This is a genomic window from Achromobacter deleyi, assembly GCF_013116765.2.
Lineage (GTDB): Bacteria > Pseudomonadota > Gammaproteobacteria > Burkholderiales > Burkholderiaceae_B > Achromobacter > Achromobacter deleyi_A.
The window spans coordinates 5,704,962-5,730,968 of record NZ_CP074375.1; the positions used below are offsets into that span (position 1 = coordinate 5,704,962).

At 67.0% G+C, this 26,007-nt stretch carries 20 protein-coding genes; 13 read left to right on the top strand and 7 right to left on the bottom strand.

Annotation, left to right across the window (positions count from 1 at the left end; genetic code table 11):
* Positions 1-94: 94 nt before the first annotated feature.
* On the bottom strand, positions 95-1,420 hold the full coding sequence (locus tag HLG70_RS25835; protein WP_171667676.1) for an aspartate aminotransferase family protein: 1,326 nt from the start codon (positions 1,418-1,420) through the stop codon (positions 95-97).
* A gap of 161 nt (positions 1,421-1,581) precedes the next feature.
* Between HLG70_RS25835 and HLG70_RS25840 the strand changes: the two genes are divergently transcribed.
* The gene (locus HLG70_RS25840; RefSeq protein ID WP_171667677.1) at positions 1,582-3,000 is read left to right on the top strand and encodes a PLP-dependent aminotransferase family protein; all 1,419 of its coding nucleotides are present in this window, start codon (positions 1,582-1,584) and stop codon (positions 2,998-3,000) included.
* Between the two features lie 3 nt (positions 3,001-3,003).
* Here the strand turns inward: HLG70_RS25840 and HLG70_RS25845 are convergent, their stop codons facing one another.
* The 4 genes from HLG70_RS25845 to HLG70_RS25860 form a co-directional block, all read right to left on the bottom strand.
* On the bottom strand, positions 3,004-3,489 hold the full coding sequence (locus HLG70_RS25845) for a dihydrofolate reductase (RefSeq protein WP_171667678.1): 486 nt from the start codon (positions 3,487-3,489) through the stop codon (positions 3,004-3,006).
* Between the two features lie 85 nt (positions 3,490-3,574).
* Positions 3,575-5,638, bottom strand: a complete 2,064-nt coding sequence (locus HLG70_RS25850) for a putative bifunctional diguanylate cyclase/phosphodiesterase (RefSeq protein WP_171667679.1) — start codon at positions 5,636-5,638, stop codon at positions 3,575-3,577.
* A 427-nt stretch (positions 5,639-6,065) separates the two neighbouring features.
* The gene (locus tag HLG70_RS25855) at positions 6,066-7,037 is read right to left on the bottom strand and encodes a thymidylate synthase (RefSeq protein ID WP_171667680.1); all 972 of its coding nucleotides are present in this window, start codon (positions 7,035-7,037) and stop codon (positions 6,066-6,068) included.
* A gap of 118 nt (positions 7,038-7,155) precedes the next feature.
* Complete coding sequence (locus HLG70_RS25860) at positions 7,156-7,599, bottom strand: OsmC family protein (protein WP_171667681.1); 444 nt, start codon at positions 7,597-7,599, stop codon at positions 7,156-7,158.
* Positions 7,600-7,721: 122 nt separating this feature from the next.
* Between HLG70_RS25860 and coq7 the strand changes: the two genes are divergently transcribed.
* The 10 genes from coq7 to HLG70_RS25910 all read left to right on the top strand — a co-directional run bounded on the left by coq7 (position 7,722) and on the right by HLG70_RS25910 (position 20,572).
* Entirely contained in the window at positions 7,722-8,399 is a 678-nt protein-coding gene (coq7, locus tag HLG70_RS25865; RefSeq protein WP_171667682.1) for a 2-polyprenyl-3-methyl-6-methoxy-1,4-benzoquinone monooxygenase, read from the top strand.
* Positions 8,400-9,185: 786 nt separating this feature from the next.
* Positions 9,186-10,292: an MraY family glycosyltransferase gene (locus HLG70_RS25870; RefSeq protein WP_171667683.1), complete on the top strand. Its 1,107-nt coding sequence runs from the start codon at positions 9,186-9,188 to the stop codon at positions 10,290-10,292.
* Between the two features lie 94 nt (positions 10,293-10,386).
* Positions 10,387-11,664 (top strand): Vi polysaccharide biosynthesis UDP-N-acetylglucosamine C-6 dehydrogenase TviB, encoded by a 1,278-nt coding sequence (gene tviB, locus HLG70_RS25875; RefSeq protein ID WP_213697141.1) that lies wholly within the window; start codon positions 10,387-10,389, stop codon positions 11,662-11,664.
* Between the two features lie 11 nt (positions 11,665-11,675).
* On the top strand, positions 11,676-12,701 hold the full coding sequence (locus tag HLG70_RS25880) for an SDR family oxidoreductase (protein WP_171664829.1): 1,026 nt from the start codon (positions 11,676-11,678) through the stop codon (positions 12,699-12,701).
* A 1-nt stretch (position 12,702) separates the two neighbouring features.
* Positions 12,703-14,052, top strand: a complete 1,350-nt coding sequence (gene murJ / locus HLG70_RS25885) for a murein biosynthesis integral membrane protein MurJ (protein WP_171664830.1) — start codon at positions 12,703-12,705, stop codon at positions 14,050-14,052.
* On the top strand, positions 14,053-15,192 hold the full coding sequence (locus HLG70_RS25890; protein WP_171664831.1) for a glycosyltransferase family 4 protein: 1,140 nt from the start codon (positions 14,053-14,055) through the stop codon (positions 15,190-15,192). It begins immediately after the preceding gene.
* A 45-nt stretch (positions 15,193-15,237) separates the two neighbouring features.
* Positions 15,238-17,169 (top strand): asparagine synthase (glutamine-hydrolyzing), encoded by a 1,932-nt coding sequence (gene asnB / locus HLG70_RS25895; RefSeq protein ID WP_171664832.1) that lies wholly within the window; start codon positions 15,238-15,240, stop codon positions 17,167-17,169.
* Between the two features lie 3 nt (positions 17,170-17,172).
* Positions 17,173-18,288, top strand: a complete 1,116-nt coding sequence (locus tag HLG70_RS25900) for a glycosyltransferase family 4 protein (protein WP_171664833.1) — start codon at positions 17,173-17,175, stop codon at positions 18,286-18,288.
* A complete protein-coding gene (locus tag HLG70_RS25905; protein WP_171664834.1) occupies positions 18,285-19,442 on the top strand; it encodes a glycosyltransferase family 4 protein in 1,158 nt (385 codons plus the stop codon). Before HLG70_RS25900 ends, HLG70_RS25905 begins: the two co-directional genes overlap by 4 nt.
* The gene (locus HLG70_RS25910; protein WP_171664835.1) at positions 19,439-20,572 is read left to right on the top strand and encodes a glycosyltransferase family 4 protein; all 1,134 of its coding nucleotides are present in this window, start codon (positions 19,439-19,441) and stop codon (positions 20,570-20,572) included. The genes HLG70_RS25905 and HLG70_RS25910 overlap by 4 nt, the downstream gene beginning before the upstream one ends.
* Here the strand turns inward: HLG70_RS25910 and pgi are convergent.
* Both pgi and HLG70_RS25920 read right to left on the bottom strand, forming a co-directional pair.
* Positions 20,562-22,109, bottom strand: a complete 1,548-nt coding sequence (gene pgi / locus HLG70_RS25915; protein WP_171664836.1) for a glucose-6-phosphate isomerase — start codon at positions 22,107-22,109, stop codon at positions 20,562-20,564. The genes HLG70_RS25910 and pgi overlap by 11 nt on opposite strands.
* Positions 22,110-22,116: 7 nt before the next feature.
* Positions 22,117-23,508: a phosphomannomutase/phosphoglucomutase gene (locus HLG70_RS25920; protein WP_171664837.1), complete on the bottom strand. Its 1,392-nt coding sequence runs from the start codon at positions 23,506-23,508 to the stop codon at positions 22,117-22,119.
* Positions 23,509-23,830: 322 nt separating this feature from the next.
* Between HLG70_RS25920 and HLG70_RS25925 the strand changes: the two genes are divergently transcribed.
* Both HLG70_RS25925 and HLG70_RS25930 read left to right on the top strand, forming a co-directional pair.
* Positions 23,831-24,463, top strand: coding sequence for a BPTD_3102 family carboxylase-like protein (locus tag HLG70_RS25925; RefSeq protein ID WP_171664838.1), 633 nt, complete (start codon positions 23,831-23,833; stop codon positions 24,461-24,463).
* A gap of 100 nt (positions 24,464-24,563) precedes the next feature.
* A complete protein-coding gene (locus tag HLG70_RS25930) occupies positions 24,564-25,979 on the top strand; it encodes an FAD-binding oxidoreductase (RefSeq protein WP_171664839.1) in 1,416 nt (471 codons plus the stop codon).
* Positions 25,980-26,007: the final 28 nt, after the last annotated feature.

The window sequence follows — 26,007 nt, forward strand, 5'->3', positions numbered from 1 at the left end:
ATACGTCAAAATGCCTGCGGGCGGCCGTGGGCCGCCCGCAGGGCTGGTGTGTCAATACGCGCGGCGGCGGCGCGGCGCGGGGTTCGTCATGTTGCTACGCAATTTCTTTCAGGACCTTGCCGATCTGCTCGAAGATCTGGCCGATCTGGGCCTCGTCGATGATCAGCGGGGGCGAGACGGCAATGATGTCGCCCGTGTAGCGCACCATCAGGCCGCTGTCGAAGCACTTCTGGAAGGCCTCGGCGGCGCGCGCGCCCGGAGCCCCGGCGCGCGGCGCCAGTTCGATGCCGGACACCATGCCCAGGTTGCGTACGTCGATGACATGCGGCGCGCCCTTCAGGCTGTGGGCGGCTTCCTGGAACGCGCCGGACAGCTTGCGCGCGCGGCCGAACAGATCCTCGCGGCGATAGATGTCCAGCGTGGCCAGGATGGCGGCGGCCGCCAGCGGGTGCGCTGAATAGGTATAGCCGTGGAAGAACTCGATGCCGCCCGCAGGGCCGTTGACGATGGCGTCGTGGACCTCGCGTTTGACCGCGACCGCGCCAGCCGGGACGGCGGCGTTGCTGACGCCCTTGGCCATGGCAATGATGTCCGGGGTCACGCCGAAGAACTCGGAGGCCGTGGCGGCGCCCAGGCGGCCGTAGGCGGTGATGACTTCGTCAAAAATCAGCAGGATGCCGTGCTTGGAGGTGATCTCGCGCAGCTTTTCCAGGTAGCCCTTGGGCGGGATCAGCACGCCGGTGGAGCCGGCCATCGGTTCGACGATCACGGCGGCGATGGTGGATGCATCGTGCAGCGCGACGATGCGCTCCAGTTCTTCGGCCAGGTGGGCGCCCCAGGCCGGCTGGCCCTTGGAGTAGGCGTTCTGCTCCAGGTTGTGCGTGTGGGGCAGGTGGTCCACGGCGGGCAGCAGCGCGCCGGAGAACGTCTTGCGGTTGGTCGAGATGCCGCCGACCGAGATGCCGCCAAAGCCCACGCCGTGGTAGCCACGCTCGCGGCCGATCAGGCGGGTGCGCTGCCCTTCGCCGCGCGCGCGGTGATAGGCCAGGGCGATTTTCAGGGACGTATCGACGGACTCGGAGCCCGAATTCGTGAAGAACACGCGGTCCAGGCCCTGCGGCATCAGGCTGGCGACCGCGGTGGCGGCCTCGAAAGCCAGGGGGTGGCCCAGCTGGAAGCCGGGCGCGTAGTCCATGATGCCGGCCTGGCGGGAGATCGCCTCGACGATTTCCTGGCGGCCGTGCCCGGCGTTGACGCACCACAGGCCGGCGGTGCCGTCCAGGATCTGGCGGCCGTCGGTGGAGGTGTAGTGCATGCCTTTGGCCGTTGCCAGCATGCGCGGGTGAGCCTTGAACTGCTTGTTGGCAGTGAAGGGCATCCAGAGATGGGACAGGTCGGGCAATTGGGCGGGGGCGTTCATGGTGACTCCAGGGGGTGGACAACCGCCGGCTGTGCGCGCAAGACGGCGCCGCCGATGGGATTCAAACGATTCTGGTACGTCCCGCCAGGAATGAAAATATACAATCTGCGCATTTGCCGCTAACTGTATAGTTATGAGCAACACAACTGTACAGATATCTCGTGATCGACTTCCAGCCCAACCGCGCCCGTGGTCCCTCTCCGACCCTCGTCGAACAGTTGGTGAGCGCCATCCTGCGCGGCATAGAGGAACAGACCCTGCGTCCGGGTATGTCCCTACCCTCGGTGCGCGAGTTCGCGCGCCAGTACGGCGTCAGCACGTTTACCGTGGCCAGCGCCTACAGCCGGCTGGTGTCGCTGGGGTGGCTGGCGGCGCGGCCCGGCGCGGGCTATCGGGTGGCCTCGCCCGACGCGCCCGCGCGGCGGGTCGAGCCGCTGTCCTGGGAGCCGCCCCGGCTGAACGCCGGCTGGCTGCTGTCGGATATCTTCGCGGACCACTCCATTCCCATCAAATCGGGCTGCGGCTGGCTCCCGGGCGAATGGCTGAACGAGGAAGGGCTGCACGTGGCGCTCCGTCACATGGGGCGCGTGCCGGCGATGCGCATCGCGAATTACGGGCATCCCTACGGTTATGCGCCGCTGCGCGAGACCATCGCGGCCAGCCTGAGCGCGCAGGGCATGGAGGTCGAGGTATCGCAGGTGCTGCTGACGCAGGGCGTGACGCACGGGCTGGACATGGTGATCCGCACCCTGCTGCGGCCCGGCGACAGCGTGGTGGTGGAGCAGCCGGCCTATGCCAACCTGCTGCAGATGCTGCGGCTGGCCGGCATGCGCGTCATTTCGGTGCCCAGGACCGTGGACGGGCTGGATTGCGAGGCGCTGGAGCGCGTGGCGGCCCAGCACCGGCCCCGCGCGTTGTTTATCAACACTGCGCTGCAGAATCCCTCGGGCGCCAGCATCGGCATGGCCAATGCGTTCCGCATCCTGCAGGCGGCCGAGCGGCATGGCCTGTGGGTCGTGGAAGACGACATCTCGCGTGAACTGGCGCCCGGCGTGACGCCGATGCTGGCCGCCCTGGACGGGGGCCGCCGGGTCGTGTACCTGGGCGGATACTCGAAGGTCATCAGCCCGTCGGTGCGGGTGGGCTATGTGGTGGCGCACCGCGATCTCACCCGCGACATCGCGCGCACCAAGATGGCGGTGGGCCTTACCTCGCCAGAAATCATGGAGCGCATCGTGCACCAGGTCATACGCGAAGGGCGCTACCGCGCCCATATCGCGCGCACCCGCGAACGGCTGGCCGAGGCCCATGGGAATGTGGCCGAGCAGATGCGGCAGCACGGTTTCGAGATCTACGGACGGCCGCAGGGCGGCCTGTTCCTGTGGGCCAAGGTCGCCGGGCAGTGGCGCGAGCGCGGCGCCAACGGTCTGGCCGAACTGGCGCTCAAGGACGGCATCTGGCTGGCTCCCGGCTCCTACTTCGAGGCGGACGAGGCCGATACCCCCTGGGTGCGCTTCAACGTGGCGTACTCGGCGGCGCCCGCCCTGTGGCGCTTCATGCGCAATGCGGGCGCGGCGTAACGGTCAAGCGCGTTCGTAGGTGACGAAGTCGTAGTCGTAGCCGTTCTCGGCGGCCTGCGGCTCGCGCGCGGTCTCCTTCCATTGGAACGACGGCAGCAGGGGGAAGAACGCGTCGCCCTCGACCTGGGCGTGGACTTCGGTGGCCAGCACGCGGCGGGCCAGGGGCAGGGCCTGCGCGTAGATCTGCGCGCCGCCGATCACGAAGGCTTCTTCGATATCGCCGCAGGCGGCCACGGCCGCCTCCAGCGTGGGCGCCAGGATCGCGCCGGCGGCGCTGAAATCGGGATTGCGGCTGATGACGATGTTGCTGCGGCCGGGCAGGGGACGGCCCAGCGAGTCCCAGGTCTTGCGGCCCATGATGATGGGATGGCCCAGCGTGCTGCGCTTGAAATGCGCGAGGTCGCCCGGCAGCTTCCAGGGCAGGGCGTTGTCGCGTCCGATGACGCGGTTGGCGGAATAGGCGACGATCAGGGTAAGGCTGGCGGGCATTCGTGCTTGCAACGGTTGGGTTTCGGCCGGTTGGACGCCGTAAGCGTAGCAAATTTGCGCCCGGGGGCCCGGCAATCGTTTGCGTTCAGCCCGACGCGTGCTCCAGGAATTCGGTGGCGGGCATCGGCTTGCCCAGCAGGAAGCCCTGCAGCGAATCGCAGCCCAGGCCCGTCAGGAATTTCTGCTGCGCCGCCGTTTCCACGCCTTCGGCCACGATGCGCAGGTTCAGCTGCTGCGCCAGCGCGACGATGGCCGAGATAATGGCGGCATCCTCATTGTCGTTTTCCAGCTGGTTCACGAATCCGCGGTCGATCTTCAGCTCGGTGGCGGGCAGCCGCTTCAGGTAGAGCAGGCTGGAGTAGCCCGTGCCGAAGTCGTCGATGGAGATGGTGACGCCCAGGCTGGACAGCCGCTTGAGCACGGCCATGCTGGCTTCCGCGTCGCGCATGGCGGTGGACTCGGTCACCTCCAGGGTCAGGCACGCCGGCGGGACGTTATGCCGCGCGAGCGCCGAACGCACCGTTTCGACCAGGCTGGCATGGGCGAACTGCAGCGCCGAGATATTCACGGCGATGGTCCAGTGCCCTTGGCCGGCATTGATCCATTCCCGCATCTGGCGGCAGGCTTCGTTGATGACCCATTCCCCGATGGACAGGATCAGGCCGGTCTTTTCCGCCGTGGGAATGAACAGGTCCGGACCCACCAGGCCGCGCGTGGGGTGGTTCCAGCGCAGCAGCGCTTCGGCGCCCATGATGGGACCGGCGGGCGCTTCGTACTTGGGCTGGTAATGCAGGACGAACTGTTCCCGCTCCTGGGCCAGGCGCAGGTCGTGTAGCAGCTCGATCTGCTCGTGCGCGTCCGCGTTCATGGATGGCTCGAAGAAGCTGTAGCCGGTGCCGCCCAGACGCTTGGCGTGGTACATGGCCGCGTCGGCATTGGTCAGCAGGGCATGGGTGTCCTCGCCGTCGTTTGGATAGACGGCAATGCCCACGCTCGAGGTCACCAGGACTTCGTGCCCGTAGACCATGACGGGGCGGGCGATGGCCTCGATCAGCCGGTCGGCCACGTTGGCCGCGTCGGTGGGTTCGATGACTTCGCTCAGCACGATGAACTCATCGCCGCCCAGGCGCGCGACCGTGTCCTGCGTGCGCAGGGCCTGGCGGATGCGCTGGGCCAGGTCGACCAGCAGGGCGTCGCCGGTGTGGTGGCCATAGGCGTCGTTGACCGCCTTGAAGCCGTCCAGGTCGAAGAACAGCACGGCGAAGTGGCCCTTGCGGCGGGTGGCGCTTTCGATGGCCTGCTCCATCCGGTCTTCCAGCAGGATGCGGTTGGGCAATTTGGTCAGGGTGTCGTGCAGCGCCAGCTGCACCAGCTCTTCATTGGCCTCCGCCAGCGAAGAGGCCAGGGCGGAGGTGCGCGCTTCCAGCCGGTTGTCCAGCACTGCGACGACCAGGGCGATCGCCAGCACGCTCAGGGTCACGGCCGTCACGGCGATGGCCAGCCAGCCGGCGGAGATGCCGCCGTCGGCCGCCATGCAGATGCTGCCGGCCGGAAAACTGGCGGCTTCCATGCCCGTATAGTGCATGCCGACGATGGCCAGGCCCATGATGGCGGCAGCCAGCGGCCGCGACAGCGCCACCCGCGGCCCGTCATGACGCAGCCGGTAGGTGATCCACAGGGCCGCGCCCGAGGCCGCCACGGCGATCGCAATGGACAGGGCAAACCAGACGGGGTCGTAGTCGATGCCGGGCGCCATGCGCATGGCGGCCATGCCGATGTAATGCATTGCCGCGATGCCCGCGCCCATCAGCAGCGCGCTGATGGCCAGCCTGCGCCAAGGCAGTTCGTCCTGGCAGACGATCCACAGGGCGAAGGCCGAGCAGCCGATGGCGATGGCCAGGGACAGCACGGTCAGCGGCAGGTCATACCCCATGGGGATGGGCAGACTGAAGGCGAGCATGCCGACGAAGTGCATGGACCAGATCCCGATGCCCATGGCGAATGCGCCACCCGCCAGCCAGTATCGCGCGGCGGGCAGCCCGTTCGCGGCCCTGACGCGGTTGGCCATCCCCAACGCCGTGTATGACGCCAGGATGGCGACCCCTAGGGATACGAGGACGAGCGAAGGGTTATAGATTCCAACGAGCATTTGTGGGTCCTGTCCTGAGCGCATCCAGCCGCCGCGCGGGCCTTAATTCAGTTCAATTGGTAGTCAACAGTTGCATTCCGGTCGCAAGGGGGATCCTGCTCTCGACGCTGGCGATTCTCACACTCTCTGGTAGGGATGGGGGATGCGGCGGGCAATGCCAGCGGTCGGCGCCGCTCGGGCGGTTGCCCGGGTTCGCGGCAAGCGACAGGCACGGCGCGCCAGGGGCCGGTCGGAAGCAACGGGGGCGCGCGGCGTGCTGGACGCGCGTCCGTGGCTAAGGGATGGGTTATACCGAAATCGGGCTTCCAGAAGCTCACCAATCTTCACCTGCCGCTCGCGCGCGCGGGGGATTTCCTACCTGGCGGGCGCCCGCGGCGTTCCCACCCTGTCTTGAAAGGGACGGCGCCGGCCGCTGCCGGCGGCGATCCTATACGGCCATGGCAGCCGTGAGCGGCGCGTGATGGGTATAGCCGGAAAGCGAGAAATCGCCCGGCTCGACCTTTTCCAGCCACTCGGGTTCGTAGCGGCCTGTAACGGCGAAATCGGGAATGCGATCCGACAGCACGAGCCGGGGTGACTCGTAGGGCTCGCGGGTCAGTTGCTCGCGCAGCATCGGCAGGTGGTTCTCGTAGATGTGCGCGTCGCCGATGAAGTAGGTGAACCAGCGAGGCGTGTAGCCGGTCAGGCGCCCGACCAGGTGCAGCAGCGCGGCGCCTTCCGTCAGGTTGAACGGCGTGCCCAGGCCGACATCGTTGGAACGGATGTACAGGCAGAGCGAGATCTCGCGGGTCGTGGCGTTGGGCAGGAACTGATAAAGCAGATGGCAGGGGGGCAGCGCCATTTCCTCGATCTGGGCCCAGTTCCAGCCGTGGAACAGGATGCGGCGGTCGCCGGGGCGCTCGTGGATGGTGTCCAGGCACTGCCGCAACTGGTCGACCGCCTTGTACAGCAGCACCTTGGGCACGCCGCCTTCCTCAAGTTCGGCGACCTTGGCGTAGCCGCGCGACAGGGCGTCTTCGATCTGGGCCGGGCGGGCGGCGTCCAGCATCTTGTAGGCCGGCCATTGGCGCCACTGCACGCCGTACACGGGACCCAGGTCGTCCGGACCCTCGCGGTAGGGGTTTGCCAGCCACTGGCTGTTCTCGTTGGCGTTCTGGTCCCAGACCTTGCAGCCCAGTTCGCGGAACTCCGCGGCGCTGCGCGAGGCGCGCATGAAACCCACCATTTCGCCGATGGCGGATTTGAACGCCAGCTTCTTGGTGGTGACGGCGGGAAATCCTTTTTGCAGGTCGAAGCGCAGCGAGGCGCCCGGCATGCTCAGGGTGCGTATGCCGGTCCGGTTTTCCTGCCACGCGCCGGTGTCCAGAATGGATTGAACGAGGTCCAGGTATTGTTTCATGGCGGTCCTTGTGTTCGCCCGACCCGCGGGTGACGCAAACTGGCCACCGCGAGCGGATCGCGGTGGCGCTTATAGAGATAGGGAAGCAAGCCGAATTACACCACGCCGCGGGCGCGGCTCAGGCGGCGGTCGCGGCGTCCTGCGTGTCGACGATCTCGACCGAGAACGTCAGCGCCGCGGTTTTCTCCAGCATGGCCGAGGCCGAGCAGTATTTTTCATGGGACAGCTGCACGGCGCGCTCGACCGCCGCGCGCGGCAGATTGTGGCCGGTGACGGTAAAGGCGAAATGGATGCGCGTGAAGACCTTGGGGTCGGCATCGGCGCGGTCGGCCTGGAGCTTGACGCTGCAACCGCTGACCGCATGGCGGCCGCGCTTGAGGATCAGCACCACGTCATAGGCAGTGCAGCCGCCCGTGCCGGCCAGCAGCATTTCCATCGGGCGCGGAGCCAGGTTGTGTCCGCCGCCGTCCACGGCGCCATCCATCACGGCCACGTGGCCGCTGCCCGTGCTGGCGGTAAAGAGCATGCCGTTGGGGCCGCCCCAGTCGATCGTGCATTCCATTTGGTAGTGTCCTTGAGCTTGAGCGCAGTCAATGGTTGATGATACCTGTTGCGTACAATTCCGGGCACGAGAGCCCCGCCCCGCATCAGGGGCGTGTGCGCCAGTATTGTCGAGGAGTTGCCATGCCCACCACCCTGTCCCGATCCGGCCCCGCTTCCTTCCTGCGCCGCGCCAGTCCCCTGGATGCCTTGCTGGCCGAGGCCGACCGTGCGCTGCGCGTGCTGTCCGGAAGCGCTTCTGCCGGCCGGCCCTATCCGGCGACGGTGGAAGAGGCGCCGCAGGCCATGTCGGCGCAAGAAAAGCGCCACGCCGCCGGGCTGATGCGGGTCAATCACGTGGGAGAAGTCTGCGCCCAGGCGCTGTACCGGGGGCAGGCCTCGGTTTGCCGCGAACCCGCGCCCCGGGCATTGCTGCTGAACGCCGCCGCCGAGGAAGTCGATCACCTGGTCTGGTGCAATCAGCGCCTGGACGAGCTGGGCAGCCGTCCCAGCCTGCTCAACCCGCTCTGGTACGCGGGCTCGTTTGCCCTGGGCGTGATGGCCAGCGTCGCGGGCGTGCCTCGCAACCTGGGCTTCATGGCGGAAACCGAAAAGCAGGTCGAGGCGCATCTGGAAGAGCATCTGCGCACCTTGCCGGTGCAAGATGAGCGGTCGCGCCAGATCGTGCAGAAGATGAAGGAAGACGAAGCCCAGCACCGCGCCAGCGCGGAAGAGGCCGGCGGCGTGGCGCTGCCAGCGCCCGTGAAAATGGCCATGCGGGGCATGTCCAAGGTCATGACGACCACCGCTTATTGGATCTGAGGGCGGAGCAGGTGAAATGCTGCAATGCGCAAAATCCGCCGCATCGTGGTGCCGAATGCACCGTTTTGGTGCAAAATCCAGGGTGGGATTACCCGCTGTGGTCTAGGGTAAATCCGCAAGGGGTTAACCCCTTCGGCAAAAACCCGCTTTTCGTTAAGGTCATTGACTGGCGCGGCTCTCCAGAGGGGAGAGCGGAAATTTGCAGCAAAAACGCAACGCGAAATTCGCCTCTGAAAAGAGATCAAAAAAATTCTTGCATCGCACAAAAAACCTCGGTACTATTCAGTCATCGGATGTTGAAACGCAAACGGCGCGGTGAAAACCCCGGATGCGCAGTGAGCAGAAAGCCCGCTCCCAACATGCCACGGTTGTCTCCTCCACCCTCCTCCTTTGGTGGATTTAGCCCGAGATCTCACGATCTCGGGCTTTTTTTTGACCAGAATTGATGCGTCCCTATTTAGTGGGGAAGTCTGGCCCCTGCGCGCGACGGCCGCCGCCGTTCCGGGATGGCTTCTGGTGGGGGCGCCTTCGCGTTTTCCCTTGGATATTTCGCGTGCGTCAGGGCGGAACGCTCTACAATCCCTTCATGAAACCTGTACTGCCGCGCGCCCGCGGCGCTGTTGCATCAGCGCCTTCAAGACTCAGGCGGGACGGACGAACCACCCGGCCGCGGGCGTTACGTTCTGTGCCGTGGGATTGCACTTCCTTATTCATCCCATATATGGGCGTTACACCTGCCTCCGATAATGGCGGGCCTGTCTCGATAGACCAACCAGAGGTGACCCTGTGACCTGGCTGTACATATGCGTGGTCGCGTTCACGGTGGGGGGACTCATCGTGGCGTCCGAGCGCTGGCATGGCGCTTTTACCGGCGACAGCGATCTCAACAAGCCACAAGCCAACCACTCCCGCGCGACGCCTCGCGTCGGCGGGCTGGCCGTGCTTGCGGGCACCCTCGCCGGATTGCTGGTGCTCGGCCCCAGCAACATGACCCTGACCTGGCTTTGGCCCGCGCTGTTCGTCGCGGCGCTGCCGGTATTCGTGGCTGGCCTGCTTGAAGACATCACGAAGGACATCGGCGCCAGCAAGCGCTTGCTGGCGGCGTTCCTGTCGGCCGCCATCGCCTGGTGGCTGCTGGGCGGCGTGAGCCGCGTCGGCATGGCGCCCGTGGATTACGTGCTGTCGTTCTGGCCGGTGTCGCTGCTGTTCACCATGTTCGCGGTGGGTGGCTGTACGCATGCGCTGAACATCGTGGACGGCATGAACGGCCTGGCCGGCATGGTTGCCACCCTGATGGCGGTGTCGATCAGCCTGGTGGCCCTGCAGGTCGGCGACGTGCCGATCTTTCTGGTGGCTGCGGCGCTGGCGTCGGCCACGCTGGGTTTCCTGGTCTGGAACTTCCCGTTCGGGCGCGTGTTCCTGGGCGATGGCGGCGCGTACTTCCTGGGCTTCATGCTGGCCGAGCTGGCGGTGCTGCTGGTGGTGCGCAACCCGTCGGTGTCGCCCTTCTACGCCCTGGCGGTGTTGTTCTACCCCGTATTCGAAACCGGTTTTTCGATCTGGCGCCGCCGCTTCAAGCGCGGCGTGCCGGTAGACCAGCCGGATGCGCTGCATTTGCACCAGCTGGTATTCCGCCGCCTGGTCCGCGTGACGTTCAGCCGAGGCCGGCGCCATGCCGTTCCGGCGCTGTGCAACGCGCTGGCTTCCCCGTACATGTGGGTGCTTGCGCTGATCGGGCTGGTGCCGGCCACGATCTGGTGGGACAACGCCTGGGCCCTGAGCGCCAGCCTGGTTGTGTTCGCCAGCGTCTACATCTGGCTGTATGCCCGATTGGTGTCCTGGCGCCGTCCGGGCTGGCTGCTGCTGCCTTCAGTCTTGCGAACCTCCGACTAGTTTGAGTGCCCCGGCGATAGCCGCCGGGGGCTCGGTTATCTATCACCCGACCATATTTAAAATGCCGTAATCGTTCTACGGTGAAGGGAGAGTTATGTTGCGAATTCAGGATGTGAAACTCGCTGTTGTTGGCCTTGGCTACGTCGGTCTGCCCTTGGCGGTGGAATTTGGCAAGAAGCGCTCGGTCATCGGGTTCGATATCAATACGCGCCGCATCGACGCGCTGAAGGCCGGACACGACCACACGCTGGAAGTCAGCGATGCGGAACTGACCGAAGCCGCCCAACTGACCTACACGGCCGATCGCGCCGAACTGGGCCAGGCCAACGTGTTCATCGTGACCGTGCCCACCCCGATCGACGAATACAAGCAGCCGGACCTGACGCCGCTGGTCAAGGCCAGCGAGACCATCGGCGCCGTGCTCAAGCGTGGCGACATCGTCATCTATGAATCCACCGTCTATCCGGGCGCGACCGAGGAAGACTGCGTGCCGGTGCTGGAACGCGTGTCGGGCCTGAAGTTCAACGTGGACTTCTATGCCGGCTACAGCCCCGAACGCATCAACCCGGGCGACAAGGAACACCGCGTCAGCACGATCAAGAAGGTCACCTCCGGCTCCACGCCCGAAGTGGCCGAGCTGGTCGATCAGCTCTACAAGCAGATCATCACCGCCGGCACCCACAAGGCGTCCAGCATCCGGGTGGCCGAAGCCGCCAAGGTGATCGAGAACACGCAGCGCGACGTGAACATCGCGCTGATCAACGAACTGGCCCTGATCTTCAACAAGATGGGCATCGACACCGAAGCCGTGTTGCAGGCCGCGGGCACCAAATGGAACTTCCTGCCGTTCCGTCCGGGCCTGGTGGGCGGCCACTGCATCGGCGTGGATCCGTACTACCTGACGCACAAGGCGCAATCCATCGGCTACCACCCGGAGATCATCCTGGCGGGCCGCCGCCTGAACGATTCGATGGGCGGCTACGTGGTGTCGCAGCTGGTCAAGGCCATGACCAAGAACCGCATCCATGTGCAGGGCGCGCGCGTGCTGGTGATGGGCCTGGCCTTCAAGGAAAACTGCCCCGACCTGCGCAACACGCGCATCGTCGACATCGTCCGTGAACTGGGCGACTACAACGTCGACGTGGACGTCTATGACCCGTGGGTCGACGCCGAGGAAGCCGTGCATGAATATGGCCTGACCCCCGTGAGCCAGCCCGAGGAAGGCAAGTACGACGCCGTGATCCTGGCGGTGGCGCACAACCAGTTCAAGGCCATGGGCGCGGAAGGCATCCGCAAGCTGGGCAAGCCGCAACACATTCTGTACGACCTGAAGTATGTGCTGTCGCCTGCCGAATCCGATCTGCGTCTGTAAGGGATTTTGCAATGACCACTCGCTTTGAAACCATCACCCAGGAACTGTCCGCTACGCCGCGCAAGTGGCTGGTGACCGGCTGCGCCGGCTTCATCGGTTCGAACCTGCTGGAAACGCTGCTCAAGCTGGGGCAATCCGTGACCGGCCTGGACAACTTCGCCACCGGCCATCAGCGCAACCTCGACGAGGTGCGCGCATCGGTCACCCCCGAGCAATGGGCGCGCTTCACCTTCGTGGAAGGCGATATCCGCGACCTGGACGCATGCCGCCGCGCCACGGAAGGCGCGGACTATGTGCTGCACCAGGCCGCGCTGGGTTCGGTGCCGCGTTCGCTGAACGACCCGATCACCACCAACGAGGTGAACATCGGCGGCTTCCTGAACATGCTGGTGGCCGCGCGCGACGCCAAGGTGAAGTCGTTCGTCTATGCCGCTTCCAGCTCCACCTACGGCGACCATCCGGCGCTGCCCAAGGTGGAAGAGAACATCGGCAAGCCGCTGTCGCCTTACGCCGTGACCAAGTACGTCAACGAGCTGTACGCGGACGTGTTCGCGCGCTCCTATGGCTTCGAGACCGTGGGCCTGCGTTACTTCAACGTGTTCGGCAAGCGCCAGGATCCGGACGGCGCCTACGCCGCCGTGATTCCGAAGTGGACGGCCGCGATGATCCAGGGCAAGGACGTCACCATCAACGGCGACGGCGAGACCAGCCGCGACTTCTGCTTTGTGGAAAACGCGGTGCAGGCCAACATCCTGGGCGCGCTGGCCGCGCCCGAGGCGCGCAACCAGGTCTACAACGTGGCCGTCAGTGGCCGTAGCACCTTGAACGAGCTGTTCGGCTTCCTGGTGCAGGCGCTGGGCAACCAGGGCGTCCAGTACGGCAAGCAGCCGGTGTATGCCGACTTCCGCGCGGGCGACGTGCGCCACTCGCAGGCCGACGTCAGCAAGGCAGGCCGGCTGCTGGGCTATGCGCCCACGCACACGGTGCTGCAAGGCCTGGAAGTGGCCATGCCCTGGTACACGCAATTCCTGCGTTGATTTGAAAGCACTCATCCGAAAACTCGGCAACATCCACCCGGACCATCAGCGCATCTTCAAGGGCGCGTTCCGGGTGGCCGTGTTCCTGTTGCTGGGCAAGGCCGCCGGCGCCATCAAGGAGATGGCGGTGGCGTACCGCTACGGCGTCAGCGACGCCGTGGACGCCTACCAGTTCACGATGACCATGGCCACCTGGCTGCCCGTCACGATCGTGGGCGTCCTGTCGGTGGTGCTGATTCCGGTGCTGGTGCGGCTGCGCCGCGCCGGTGGCGCCGAAAAAGAACAATTCATCCGCGAGCTTCAGGGATGGGTCGCCGCGGGCGGTGTCGCGCTGGCCATCCTGACCTGGTTCGCCTGGCCCTATGTGGTGAACGGGCTGGGCCAGGGCCTGTCCGTCCGCGTGCGCGAGATGACGGGCGACCTGCTGTTCGCCTTTGCCCCGGTGTCGGCCTTGCTGCTGGTCGCCGGCATCAGCGCCGCGCGCCTGCGCGCGCAAGAACGGCACGTCAATACGTTGCTGGACAGCGTGCCCGCCGTGGCGACGCTGGCCTGGGTCATGCTGGCCGTGAGCGCCGATGGCGTCGGGCCGCTGCTGTGGGGCACGCTGGTCGGCTACGCCATCCAGACCGTCTGGCTGGCCTGGCTGGCGGCGCGTGCCGATGGCGGCTTCTGGGGCGCGCCGCGCCTGACCCTGAGGTCGCCGCATTGGCCCGAACTGATGAGCGCCGCCGGCGTGATGCTGATCGGCCAGGTGGCGATGAGCTTTGTCGGTCCGCTGGACCAATACGCCGCCGCCAACCTGGGCGCCAACGCCAACGCCACGCTGGGCTACGCCAGCCGGCTGCTGTCCCTGTTGCTGGGCATCGGGGCAGTGTCCGTCGGGCGCGCCGCGCTGCCCGTGCTGGCCGACGTGCAGGCGCGCGGCGACACCGCGCGCGCGCGCAGCATGGCGCTGAAATGGTCGGTGCTGATGGTGGGCGCGGGCGCCGTTGCGGTTGCCGTGGGCTGGGTGCTGGCGCCGTGGGGCGTGTCGGTGCTGTTCCAGCGCGGCGCGTTCACCGCCGAAAATACCGAGGCCGTCGCGCATGTGTTGCGCTGGGGGCTGCTGCAGCTGCCGTTCTATTTCGGGGTGCTGATCCTGGTGCAACTGCTGGCCAGCCAGAACCGCTACCGCATCATGGCCGCCATCGCGGTCGCCAATTTTGCGCTGAAGGCCGTGCTGAACACCGTGCTGGCGCCCCGGATGGGCGCGGCCGGCATCATGCTGGCGACCAGCCTCATGTATGTGCTGTCCTTCGCCTGCTACCTGGTGGTGGCGATGCGCAAGGCCGAACCCAGGGAGGCCGATTGAATGTCCGTAGCCGACTCCGCCCGATCGACGCGCGTGTTGCTGTTCATCCATTCGCTGCATGGCGGCGGCGCTGAACGGGTTGCCGCCGACCTGAGCGCCCACTGGGCCGACATGGGCCGCGAGGTCATGGTGGTGACGCAGGCCGGCGCCGAAGGCGATGTCTATACGCTGCATCCCAAGGTCCGCCGCGAGATCCTCCATACGGCGGGCGAGGGCGGCGGACTGCGCGGCATCTGGAGCAATGTGCAGCGGGTGCGCGCCCTGCGGCGGGTGATCAAGGCCTTCAGGCCCGACATCGTGCTGGGCATGATGACGACGGCGTCCGTGCTGTCCGTGCTGGCCTGCGCCGGCCTGGGTTGCCGCGTGATCGCGACCGAACATACGCATCCGCCGTCCCAGACCCTGTCGGGGTTCTGGCAGCGCCTGCGGCGGCTGACCTATCCGCGCGCCGCGCGCGTGGTGGCGCTGACCCGCGGCACGGCCGACTGGCTGGATCGGCACGTGCCAGGCTCCCGGCTGGCGGTCATTCCCAATCCGGTTCACTTTCCGCTGCCGCGCGCCGAGCCCATCCTGACCCCGGTGACGGGCGATGGACGCAAGCGCTTGCTGGCGGTGGGGCGGCTGCATGCGGACAAGGGCTTTGACCTCCTGATCCAGGCCTATGCGCAATTGGCGCCATCGCATCCCGACTGGGATCTGGTTATTCTGGGCGAGGGCGACGAACGGCCAGCCCTGGAGGCGCAGGTGCGCGAGGCCGGGCTGGAATCGCGCATCGCGATGCCCGGGCGAGCCGGCAATGTGGGCGACTGGTATGACAGCGCCCACCTCTACGTGCTGACGTCGCGCTTTGAAGGCCTTTCCAACACGCTGCTCGAGTCCATGGCCAGCGGGCTGGCCGCCGTGTCTTTCGATTGCGACACGGGCCCGCGCGAGATCGTGCGCGAAGGCGTCGACGGCGTGCTGGTGCGGCCCAATGGCGACGTGCCCGCCTTGTGCAAGGCGCTGGACGCCGTCATGAGCGATGACCAAGGCCGTTTGCGCATGGCGCAGGCGGCAACTGATGTGCGCGACCGGTTCTCGGCCGCGCGAGTGCTGCGGAAATGGCAGGAAATTTTTGACGGTGTCCGCGGACCGGGCTAGGCCCGCGCGGCGCGCCGTTGCTACGGTGACCACGAGAACCTCATCATGTGTGGAATAGTCGGAATTTGGGGCCCCATCGGGAACAAGGCGCAGGTGCTGGCGGAAAGCTGCCGCCGTATTCGCCATCGCGGGCCGGACAGCAATGGCTTCTGGGAAGACACCGGCGCGGAACTGGCGCTGGCGCATGTCCGCCTGGCGATCCTGGACCTGACCGTAGCGGGCCACCAGCCCATGACGTCGGCCTGCGGCCGCTATGTGATGGTGTTCAACGGCGAGGTCTACAACCACCTGGACATCCGCAAGCAGCTCGAACAGTCGGCGCTGGCGCCGTCCTGGCGCGGTCATTCGGATACCGAGACCCTGCTGGCGGGCTTTACGGCGCTAGGCATCGAGGCCACCCTGCAGGCCGCGGTGGGCATGTTCGCCATCGCGCTGTGGGACAAGGCGTCGCGCAAGCTCGTGCTGGCGCGCGACCGCATGGGCGAAAAGCCGCTGTACTACGGCTATTCGGGCGCGGAGCTGGTCTTCGCCTCCGAGCTCAAGGGCCTGATGCCGATCCCGGGCTTCGGCCGCAACCTGAACCGCAATGCGCTGGCGTCGTTCATGCGGCACAACTACATTCCGGCGCCGCAATCCATCTACGAGGGCATTGCCAAGCTGCCGCCGGGCACCTGGGTGGAGTTCACCGCGGACGATACCCGCAGCCGCCGCATGCCCGAGCCGCGCGTGTACTGGTCGGCGCGCGACGCCGCCGACACGGCCGCCCAATCGAGGCTGACGTTCGAATCCGACGCGCAAGCCACGGATGCTCTAGAGGGCGTGCTGTCCAAGGCCGTCGGCGGGCAGATGCTGTCTGACGTGAGCCTGGGCGCGTTCCTTTCGGGCGGCATCGATTCCTCGACCATCGTCGCCCTGATGCAGGCGCAAAGCTCGCAGCCGGTGCGCACCTTCGCCATCGGCTTTCACGAGAAGGGCTATGACGAGGCGCAGCACGCCAAGGCCGTCGCCACGCACCTGGGCACCGATCACACGGAGCTCTACGTGACGGCGGAGGACGCGCTGGCGGTGGTTCCTTCGCTGGCCGACATGTACGACGAGCCGTTCGCGGACTCGTCGCAGATCCCGACGTCGCTGGTGACGCGCATGGCGCGCCAGCACGTGACGGTGGCTTTGTCCGGCGATGGCGGCGACGAGCTCTTTGGCGGCTACTCACGCTACTTCCGCGTGAACAACTGGTGGCAGCAATGCGAGCGCTTTCCCGCGCTGCTGCGCAAGCCGGCCGGTGCGCTGCTCAGCGCCTCCACCCATCTGCCCGGGCGCGGCGCGTGGCGCGGCAAGGTCGGCAAGCTGGGCGAACTGCTGCGCGCCGATACGCGTGGCGAGTTCTACCGCCTCTTCGTGTCGTACTGGGCGGATCCGTCCAGCGTCGTGAAGGGCGGCGTCGAGCCGGTATCGGAGTTCGAGCGGGCGATGCAGGGTTCCACCTTCGAATCGATGATGAAGCTGGACACGGTGACATACCTGCCCGACGACATCCTGGTCAAGGTTGACCGCGCGGCCATGGCGGTGAGCCTGGAAACGCGTGTGCCGCTGATCGACCACCGGGTATATGAATTCGCGTGGAGCCTGCCCCATCAATACAAGGTGCGTGGCAATACCGGCAAGTGGCTGCTGCGCCAGGTGCTGCATCGCCACGTGCCGCAGGCGTTGGTGGACCGTCCCAAGCGCGGCTTTGCCGTGCCGCTGGCCGCCTGGCTGCGCGGCCCCTTGCGAGAATGGGCCGATGCGCTGCTGGACCCGGCACGCCTGCGCCAGGAAGGCTGGTTCGAACCCGAGCCCATCCTGCGCAAGTGGCGCGAACACACCTCGGGGCACCGTAACTGGGACAGCCATCTGTGGGGCGTGCTGATGATGCAGGCCTGGCTGGATCGTTACCGCGCGGGAATGGATCAAGGGGGATCGGTTGAGGGGCGTTGACGAATGAAGATACTGATGCTGGTCAGTTCCATGCACGCGGGCGGCGCCGAAAGAGTGGCCGCGACGCTGGTCAACGCATGGTCCGAGCGCGGGGATACCGTCATCCTTACGCCTACCTATTCCTCCAAGGGAACCTGCTTCTATCCCTTGTCGGACAAAGTCGAGCTGGCGTGGCTGGCGGACCTGGCGGGCACGCGGGTGTCCGGTCCGGCAGCCGCGTTCAAGCGGCTTCTGGTTTTGCGCAAGCACATCCGCGACACCCGGCCGGACGTGGTGGTGTCCTTCCTGACCAACGTCAATGTGGCGGCGATCCTGGCCACTGCCGGCCTGCGAGTGCCGCTCATCGTCTGCGAACGCACCAACCCGGTCGCCGAAACCACGACCGGCACCGCCTGGCGCATGCTGCGCCGCCTCTTGTATCCGTATGCCGACATGGTGACGGTGCAGGCCGAAGACACCGCGGGCCCGTTCTCGCGCCAGGTGCCGGGCATCAAGCGCCTGGCCGTCATTCCCAATCCCCTGCCCGCGCCGCTGCTGGATGCGCCGCGGGTGCAGCAGCGCGACGACGGCGGGCCGCGCGAGTTGATTGCGATGGGGCGGCTGGTCCCTGACAAGCAGTTCAGCCTGTTGATTGATGTCTTCGCGCAGCTCGCGCCGGATTTTCCGGACTGGAACCTGCGCATCTGGGGCGAAGGCCCCGAGCGCGGCGCGCTGGAGCAGCAGGTCGCCCGACTGCGCCTGCAATCGCGGATCAGCCTGCCCGGGCGCACCGAAGCGCCGTGGGAAGAACTGGCGCGCGGCCAGGCATTCGTGCTGAGCTCGCTGGTGGAAGGTTTTCCCAATGTCCTCCTGGAAGCCATGTCGCTGGGCCTGCCTTGCGTGGCATTCGATTGCCCCAGCGGTCCGCGCGAAATGACGAGGGACGGCCAGGACGCGCTGCTGGTGCCGGCCGGCGATCGCGTCGCGCTGACCGACGCCTTGCACCGCCTGATGAGCGACGCGTCGCTGCGCCAGCAGTTGGGCATGCGCGGTTCGGCCGCCGTGCGCCACCGCTACGCGCTGGCCAGCGTGCTGACAGAATGGGATGAACTGTTCGAAGCGGTGCGGGAGGGGCGATGAGCGCCTCCGCATTGCGTATCCTGCATGTGATCACCGGCCTGGGGCAGGGCGGCGCGGAGTCCGTGCTGTTCCGCCTGGCGACCTACCCGGGCGTGGAGGTCGAGCATGTTGTCGTGTCCTTGACCGACGAGGGCATCTATGGCGAACGCCTGCGCGCCGCGGGCGTGACCGTGCATGCGCTGGGCATGAAGCGCGGACGCGTCAGCCTGGGCGGCTTCATGGCCCTGCGCGGCCTGATCGCGCGGACGCGTCCGGACGCCGTGCAGACCTGGATGTATCACGCCGACCTGATCGGCGGCCTGGCGGCGCGTCTGGCGGGGGTGCGGGACATTGCGTGGGGCATCCGCAATTCGGGCGCACATCTGGAACGCAGCAGCCGCTCGGCCCGCCTGGTGCTGCGCGCGTGCGCGCTGCTGTCGGGCAGCGTGCCCAAGGCGATCGTGTGCGCGGCGCAGAACGCGGCGCAGCGCCACGCCGAAAAGGGCTACCGGCACGACCGCCTCGTGGTGATCTCCAACGGCTATGACCTGTCGCGCTACGCGCCGGATCCGTTGGCGCGCGCGCGGGTTCGGGCGCAGTGGGGGTTGTCCGAGGACGTGCCCGTGATCGGCTGCGTGGCGCGATGGGACCCGCTCAAGGACCATGCCAATCTGCTGCGCGCCGTGGCCGCGCTGGTGCGCGACGGCCGCGATGCCGGGCTGCGCTGCGTGCTGGTCGGCCGGGACATGACGGCTGGCAACGCCGAGCTCGGAGCTCTGATCGACAAGCTGGACCTGCGCGACCGCGTGCTGCTGAACGGCCCCAGCGACGATGTGCCCGCCATGATGAACGGGCTGGATCTGCATGTGTTGTCGAGCTGCGCGGAGGGCTTTCCGAACGTAGTGGCCGAAGCCATGGCTTGCGGGGTGTATTGCGTCGTGACCGACGTCGGAGACGCGGCCTACATCGTTGGCGATACCGGCGTAGTGGTGCCGCCCGAACAGGCCGAGGCCCTGGCTCGCGGCATCGAGAGCGCCTTGTGCGACGTGGCCGCGCGTGGCCGCGAGCGCGCGGGCGAAGCCGGGCGCGCGCGCGTGCTCGAACATTTCGATCTTGCGCGCATGGTGCAAAGCTATATCGCCGTCTGGCGCGGCATTTCTGGAGTCCAAGCATGAGCGCCGGACGCTGTCTGCTGTTTGTCGTCAATAACCCGGCCTTCTTCATGTCGCATCGCGTGCCCGTGGCGCTGGCTGCTCAGCGGGCCGGCTATGACGTGCATGTGGCCACCATGGACGGACCGGCCGTGGCCGAGATCCAGGCGTTGGGCATGACGCACCACGCCATTCCCATGACCCGCAGCGGCAAGCATCCGCTGCAGGAATTGGGCACGCTGCTGGCTTTGATCCGCCTGTTCCGCCGCCTGCGCCCTCGGGTAGTCCATCTGGTCACCATCAAGCCGGTGCTTTACGGCGGCATCGCCGCGCGGCTCACCCGCGTGCCGGGCATGGTGGCCGCGATTTCAGGTCTGGGCTTCGTCTTTCTTTCCAATTCGCTGAAGATGCGGCTGGTGCGTTCCGTGGTGGCGCGCCTGTACCGGGTCGCGCTGGGCCATCCCAACAGCCGCGTGATCTTCCAGAACGCCAATGACCGCGACATGCTCAAGTCCCTGGGCGCGGTGCGCAACGATCAGGTCGTCATCATCCGCGGCGCGGGCGTGGATCTGGACGCCTATCGCGCCTCGCCCGAGCCGGCGGCTCCGCCTGTTGTCGTCACCATGGTGGCGCGCCTGCTGCGCGACAAGGGCGTGCAGGAATTCGTCCAGGCGGCAAGACTGCTGCGCGAGCGTGGCGTGCCGGTGACGATGCAGCTGGTGGGCGGCGTGGACGCCGGCAATCCCACGTCGGCCACGCAGGACGATGTGGACGCGTGGCGGCGGGAAGGCAGCGTCGAGGCGCTGGGCGAGCGCTCGGATGTGGCGGCGCTGTATGCGGCCGCGCACATTGCCGTGCTGCCGTCCTATCGCGAGGGGCTGCCCAAGTCGCTGATCGAAGCCGCGGCGTGCGCCCGGGCGGTCGTGACGACCGATGTGCCGGGCTGCCGCGACGCCATCGAACCCGACGTGACCGGCTTGCTGGTGCCGGTGCGCGACGCGCAGGCGCTGGCCGATGCGATCGCCCGCCTGGCTGGCGATGCGGCATTGCGCCAGGCCATGGGCCAGGCGGGCAGGGCGCTTGCGGAACGCGAATTCAACGTCGAGCGGGTCGCGCAAGTTCACGTGGAGCTGTACGACGCGCTCAGCGCCTGATGGCGTCGATCCAGTAGCGGGTGGACGGGTCCTGCTGGCTGGCCTGCGGCGCGTCCAGTTCGCGCATGATGTTCTTGGCCAGCACCTTGCCAAACTCCACGCCCCATTGATCGAAGGGGTTGATGCCCCAGATCACGCCTTGCGTGAACACCTTGTGTTCATACATGGCCAGCAGCGCGCCCAGCGTATAGGCCTCCAGGCGGGGCAGCACGATCAGCGAGGAGGGGCGCCCGCCCGGATGGACGCGGTGTTGCGCCAGCACGCGCGCGCGCGCGGGATCGCTTTCGGTGGCGGAGGTTTCGGCCAAGGCTTCTTCGTATGACTTGCCGCGCAGCAGCGCGGAGCGCTGCGCCAGGCAATTGGCGATCAGCAGTTCATGGTGCCGTGCATAGGCGTGGTTCGGCTGTTCGCACAGGATGAAGTCCACGGGAGCGCCGGACGCGTCCTGGTGCAGCCATTGGAAGAAGGTGTGCTGGCAGTCGGTGCCCGACATGCCCCACACCGCGGCGCCGGTCGGCACACCAGCCGGACTGCCGTCGGCGGTGGCGACCTTGCCCAGCGATTCCATTTCCAGCTGTTGCGCCCAGGGCACGATGTGATAGAGCCGCGAATCGTAGGGGGCGATGACCAGCGAGTCATAGCCCAGCACGCTGCGGTTGGCCACGCCGGCCAGCGCCATCTGCACGGGGGCGTTTTCGGCGATGGGCGCCGTGCGGAAATGCTCGTCCATGGCCGCGGCGCCCGCCAGCAACTGGTCGAACGCGTCATTGCCCAGCGCCAGCGCAATGGGCAGGCCGATAGCGGACCACAGGGAATAGCGGCCGCCCACCCAGTCCCAGATCTGGAAGATGTGATCGGGCAGGATGCCCAGGTTCAGCGCCGCTTCGACGTTGGCGGTGATCGCCACGACCTGCTTGATGGGGTCCGCGACCCCGGCCTCGCGCAGCCAGTTCATCGCGACTTCGGCGTTGGCCAGCGGCTCGGTGGTGGTGAACGACTTCGAGGCGACGATGACCAGCGTGTTGTGAGGGTCCAGCCGGCTCATCGCGTCGGCGACGGAATGGGAATCCACGTTGGACGCGAAGCGCACTTCCCGCCGCGCGCCTTCGTGGCGCAAGGCGCGGGTGACGAGCCTGGGGCCCCAGTCGCTGCCGCCGATGCCCAGGTGCAGGACGCCGCTGTACCGGCCGGCCGCATCCGCCTCGCGCACGAACTCGCGCAGGCGTTCGCGTTCGGCCAGCACCGCATTGGCCACCATGGCGGGCGGCTCGGGGGCGCGCAATGCGGTGTGCCATGCCGCGCGGCCTTCTGTCCAGTTTGCGTGGCCCCCATCGAAAAGCCGAGCGCGCGCGGCCTCGAAACCCTGTTGCGCGAGCAAGGCCGCCGAGGCGGCTTGCAAGGCGGGGGACTGGGCTTGCGCGCTCAAGTCCAGGCGCAGTCCTGGAGCACTGATGACGCGCAACTGCTGGCCGTCCCGCGATGCGGCGCGTGTCGCTGCGGTGAATTGCTGCCACGCGGGGCTGTTGGATAAGGGCATAAGCGGATCAGAAAGGCAGGGTGGCGTTTGGCGCGAGCTTGCTCAGTTCACGGCGGAAGTCGGCCTGGATGCGTTCCAGTGCTTGCGCGGTTTGCGCTTCGAAGCGCAGCACCACGACGGGCGTGGTGTTGGACGGACGTGCCAGCCCGAACCCGTCCGCGTATTCCGCCCGCACGCCGTCGATGGTGATCACGCGCTTGGCGTCGGGGAACTGCCCCTGGTCCTGCAAGGCCTTGACCAGCGTGAAGGGCTGGCCTTCTTCCATTTCGAGCTTCAGCTCGGGCGTGGAAACGTCTTGCGGCAGGGCTTCCAGCGGGGAGCAGGGATCGGCAAAGCGCGACACGATCTCCAGCAGGCGGGCGCCCGTGTAGAGACCGTCATCAAAACCGTACCAGCGCTCCTTGAAGAAGATGTGCCCGCTCATTTCGCCGGCCAGCGGCGAGCCGGTTTCGGCCAGCTTGGCCTTGACCAGCGAGTGGCCCGTCTTCCACATCAGCGGGACGCCGCCGGCGGCCTCGACCGACAGGCCCACATGGCGGCTGCACTTCACGTCATAGATGATGGTGGCGCCGGGGTTGCGCTCCAGCACGTCGCGCGCGAACAGCACGAGTTGCCGGTCGGGCCAGATGATCTGGCCGGATTTCGTGACCACGCCCAGGCGGTCGCCGTCGCCGTCGAACGCCAGGCCGAGTTCGCAATCGCTTTCGGCGACGTGCCTGATCAGGTCCTGGAGGTTCTTGGGCTCGGCGGGGTCGGGGTGGTGATTGGGGAACGTGCCGTCCACTTCGCAAAACAGTTCGTCGACTTCGCAGCCCAGGGCGCGGAACAGCTGCGGCGCGACGGCGCCGGCAACACCGTTGCCGCAATCGATGGCGATCTTCATGGGACGCGCGAGCTTGACGCCGGAGGCGACTCGCGCGATGTAGGCAGCCACCAGGTCGAGCTGGCGGCGGGTGCCGGCGCTGGCGGCAGGCGCGGGGGCCGCGCCGTTCATGGCCTGGGCCAGCGCCTGGACGTCATCGCCATAGAGGGCGCGTCCGCCCATCATCATCTTGAAGCCGTTGTACTTGGGCGGATTGTGGCTGCCGGTGATGGCCACGCCGGAGCCGGTCTGCATGATGTTCGCGGCAAAGTAGACGAGCGGGGTGGGCACCATGCCGACGTCCAGCGTGTCCACGCCGCCTTCCAGCATGCCTTCCTGCAGCGCGAGCGACAGCATTTCGCTGCTGAGCCGGCCGTCACGGCCAACCACGAGCGTCTGCACGCCTTCGGCGCGCGCGCGGGCGGCGAGCGCCACGCCCAACGCGCGGGCGAAGGAGGCGTCGATCAGGTCCGGCACCGTGCCGCGGATGTCATAGGCCTTGAAAACCGAGGCCGGGAATTGAGTATTGTTGCCCACGACGATTCCTTGATAAGAGGGGGACAGCGCGGGTTTGACCGGGAGTAATGGTAAACCCGTATGTCAAAACCGCCATGGCAAGGGGTCAAGACCGGAATTATCCCCCATTGGCGGGGGGGACTTCATCCGGCGGGCGGAGTAGGGCGTTTTCACGGTGGCGTCTGCCCTGGTTTGGTGCGCCAGCCGTGCGCCTCGGCCTGCTTCCGGTGCAGGGTCCGGGGGGCGGAAAGGGCCTTGCAGAGGGCGGTGCGCATGGCATGGAACTTGCTCGTCATCCGAAGGTGATACGCTTGCTATGCAAGCAGAAAGACCAGGAGGGGCCATGGGCGCCAAAGTATCCACTGTCATGTCATCGGGCGGCGCCACCAGCAGGCGGGGCCCCCCCACGAACTACGCCGGGCCAGCGGCCGGCCGCGAGCGCCGGCTTGATATCCATGTATCCGTGTCCGCCGAAGGCGATCTGGCCACCGGCCGCGCCTGGGAGCGCAGCGTCTGGCGCGAGGCCCGGGTCCTGATCGCCGAATGCCCGGCGCCGCATCTGGCGTCGTCGATTGAAAGCGCGTTGCGTACCGTGGCCGCCAGCGTGGCGCGGGACCGGGGCTGGCAGGGCATGGGCACGGTCGCGTTCTCGCTGGATGACCGCAGCGGCGTGTTCCGCGTCATCGATGCCCAGGCGCAAGCCCACTCCGAGACAATGGCGGTCGCCGACCATGAACCCGTGGCCGCCCATGCGCTGGAAGTACGCATCGACGGTTGCGGCGATCGCCGCCTGCCGTGCACCCGGCTGCTGGTCTGCGGTGCGACGCGGGGCGAAGTGCTGCGCCGAGCTTACCGCGCGCTGTCGGAACTGCCCGGACCGGCGGGCGTCGATCGCGCCTTCCTCATGAACCGCATCGCTTCCCGGGCGTTCTGCTCGGGCATGACGGGGACCCGCCTGGACCAGGCGGTCGGCTGACGCGGGCCGGGCTTCGGCCCGGACGGATCAGCCCCTACAATAGTTCGCACATCCCTTGAACAGCGCCTGGGCGCGACCAGGCCTTCCTTGTGCGGCATCCATGACATTGCTGAGCGATCTACAGTCCCTCCTGGGCGTTTCCCACGTGCTGACCGGCGCCGACGCCGACACCTATGTGCAGGATTGGCGCCGCCGCTATCGCGGCTCGGCGCTGGCGGTAATACGCCCGGGCACGACCGCCGAGGTGGCCGCCGCGATGAAGCTCTGCGCGAGCCACGGGGTGCCGGTGGTGCCGCAAGGCGGCAATACCGGCCTGTGCGGGGGCGCAACCCCGGATGATTCCGGCACCGCCGTGGTCTTGTCCACCGCAAGGCTGACCGCCGTGCGCGCACTGGATACCGACAACGACACCATCACCGTGGAAGCCGGGTGCATTTTGCAGGCCGTGCAGGAGGCCGCCGCGTCGGCCAACCGGCTGTTCCCGCTGAGCCTGGCCGCCGAAGGCAGCTGCACCATAGGCGGCAACCTGGCGACCAACGCCGGCGGCACGCAGGTGCTGCGCTACGGCAATACGCGGGACCTGACGCTGGGCCTGGAGGTCGTGACCGCGGAAGGCGAGGTCTGGGACGGCCTGCGCGGCCTGCGCAAGGACAATACCGGCTACGACCTGCGCGACCTGTATATCGGCAGCGAAGGCACGCTGGGCATCATTACCGCCGCCACGCTCAAGCTGTATCCCCGGCCGGTGGCTTCGTGCACCGCGCTGCTGACGCTGGACAGCATCGACAGCGCCGTGGAGGTGCTGTCGCGCGCCCGCTCGGGATTTGGCGCGGCGCTGACCGGCTTTGAACTCATGAGCGGCGCCTGCCTGCAGGCGGTGGTGCGCCTGTTCCCGCAGCAGCGCCTGCCGTTCGAAGGCGAATCCGCCGCGTCGCCCTGGTTTGCCCTGCTGGAGCTGTCCGACAGCGAAAGCGAGACGCACGCGCGCGAGCGTTTCGAGACCGTGCTGGGCGAGGCCATCGATGCCGGCCTGGTGAACGACGCCGCCATCGCGGCCAACGTCGCGCAGAGCAAGGCCCTGTGGCACCTGCGCGAGAGCATCCCGCTGGCGGAAGCCGAATTGGGGAAATCGGTCAAACATGACGTGTCGATTCCCATCTCGTCGATCGCGGGTTTCGTGCACAAGACCAATGCCTTGCTGCAAGCGCGTTTTCCCGGCGTGCGCCATGTGATCTTCGGGCATCTGGGCGACGGCAACCTGCATTACAACGTGGCCAATGCCCCCGGGCAGACCGAGACCGAGCTGCTCGCGCTGCAAAGCGAAGTCTACGGCGTGGTGCACGACAGTGTGCATGCGCATCATGGCTCCATCAGCGCCGAGCATGGCGTGGGCCAGCTCAAGCGCGATGAGCTGCCCCGCTACAAGAGTCCCGTCGAGCTGGCGCTGATGCGCAGGATCAAGCGCGCGCTGGATCCGCAAGGGCTCATGAACCCGGGCAAAGTGCTGCAAGCGTAGACGCTCTTGTTCCCAGGAAAACCATGAC

What these genes read in the sequence shown, in the direction of transcription:
- pgi (WP_171664836.1), bottom strand. Translation starts at nt 22,109, where the DNA reads ATGCCCTTATCCAACAGCCCCGCGTGGCAGCAATTCACCGCAGCGACA.
- tviB (WP_213697141.1), top strand. Translation starts at nt 10,387, where the DNA reads ATGTTGCGAATTCAGGATGTGAAACTCGCTGTTGTTGGCCTTGGCTAC.
- HLG70_RS25930 (WP_171664839.1), top strand. Translation starts at nt 24,564, where the DNA reads ATGACATTGCTGAGCGATCTACAGTCCCTCCTGGGCGTTTCCCACGTG.
- HLG70_RS25835 (WP_171667676.1), bottom strand. Translation starts at nt 1,420, where the DNA reads ATGAACGCCCCCGCCCAATTGCCCGACCTGTCCCATCTCTGGATGCCC.
- HLG70_RS25850 (WP_171667679.1), bottom strand. Translation starts at nt 5,638, where the DNA reads ATGCTCGTTGGAATCTATAACCCTTCGCTCGTCCTCGTATCCCTAGGG.
- HLG70_RS25900 (WP_171664833.1), top strand. Translation starts at nt 17,173, where the DNA reads ATGAAGATACTGATGCTGGTCAGTTCCATGCACGCGGGCGGCGCCGAA.
- HLG70_RS25925 (WP_171664838.1), top strand. Translation starts at nt 23,831, where the DNA reads ATGGGCGCCAAAGTATCCACTGTCATGTCATCGGGCGGCGCCACCAGC.
- HLG70_RS25860 (WP_171667681.1), bottom strand. Translation starts at nt 7,599, where the DNA reads ATGGAATGCACGATCGACTGGGGCGGCCCCAACGGCATGCTCTTTACC.
- HLG70_RS25855 (WP_171667680.1), bottom strand. Translation starts at nt 7,037, where the DNA reads ATGAAACAATACCTGGACCTCGTTCAATCCATTCTGGACACCGGCGCG.
- HLG70_RS25880 (WP_171664829.1), top strand. Translation starts at nt 11,676, where the DNA reads ATGACCACTCGCTTTGAAACCATCACCCAGGAACTGTCCGCTACGCCG.
- asnB (WP_171664832.1), top strand. Translation starts at nt 15,238, where the DNA reads ATGTGTGGAATAGTCGGAATTTGGGGCCCCATCGGGAACAAGGCGCAG.
- HLG70_RS25890 (WP_171664831.1), top strand. Translation starts at nt 14,053, where the DNA reads ATGTCCGTAGCCGACTCCGCCCGATCGACGCGCGTGTTGCTGTTCATC.
- HLG70_RS25905 (WP_171664834.1), top strand. Translation starts at nt 18,285, where the DNA reads ATGAGCGCCTCCGCATTGCGTATCCTGCATGTGATCACCGGCCTGGGG.
- HLG70_RS25910 (WP_171664835.1), top strand. Translation starts at nt 19,439, where the DNA reads ATGAGCGCCGGACGCTGTCTGCTGTTTGTCGTCAATAACCCGGCCTTC.
- coq7 (WP_171667682.1), top strand. Translation starts at nt 7,722, where the DNA reads ATGCCCACCACCCTGTCCCGATCCGGCCCCGCTTCCTTCCTGCGCCGC.
- HLG70_RS25845 (WP_171667678.1), bottom strand. Translation starts at nt 3,489, where the DNA reads ATGCCCGCCAGCCTTACCCTGATCGTCGCCTATTCCGCCAACCGCGTC.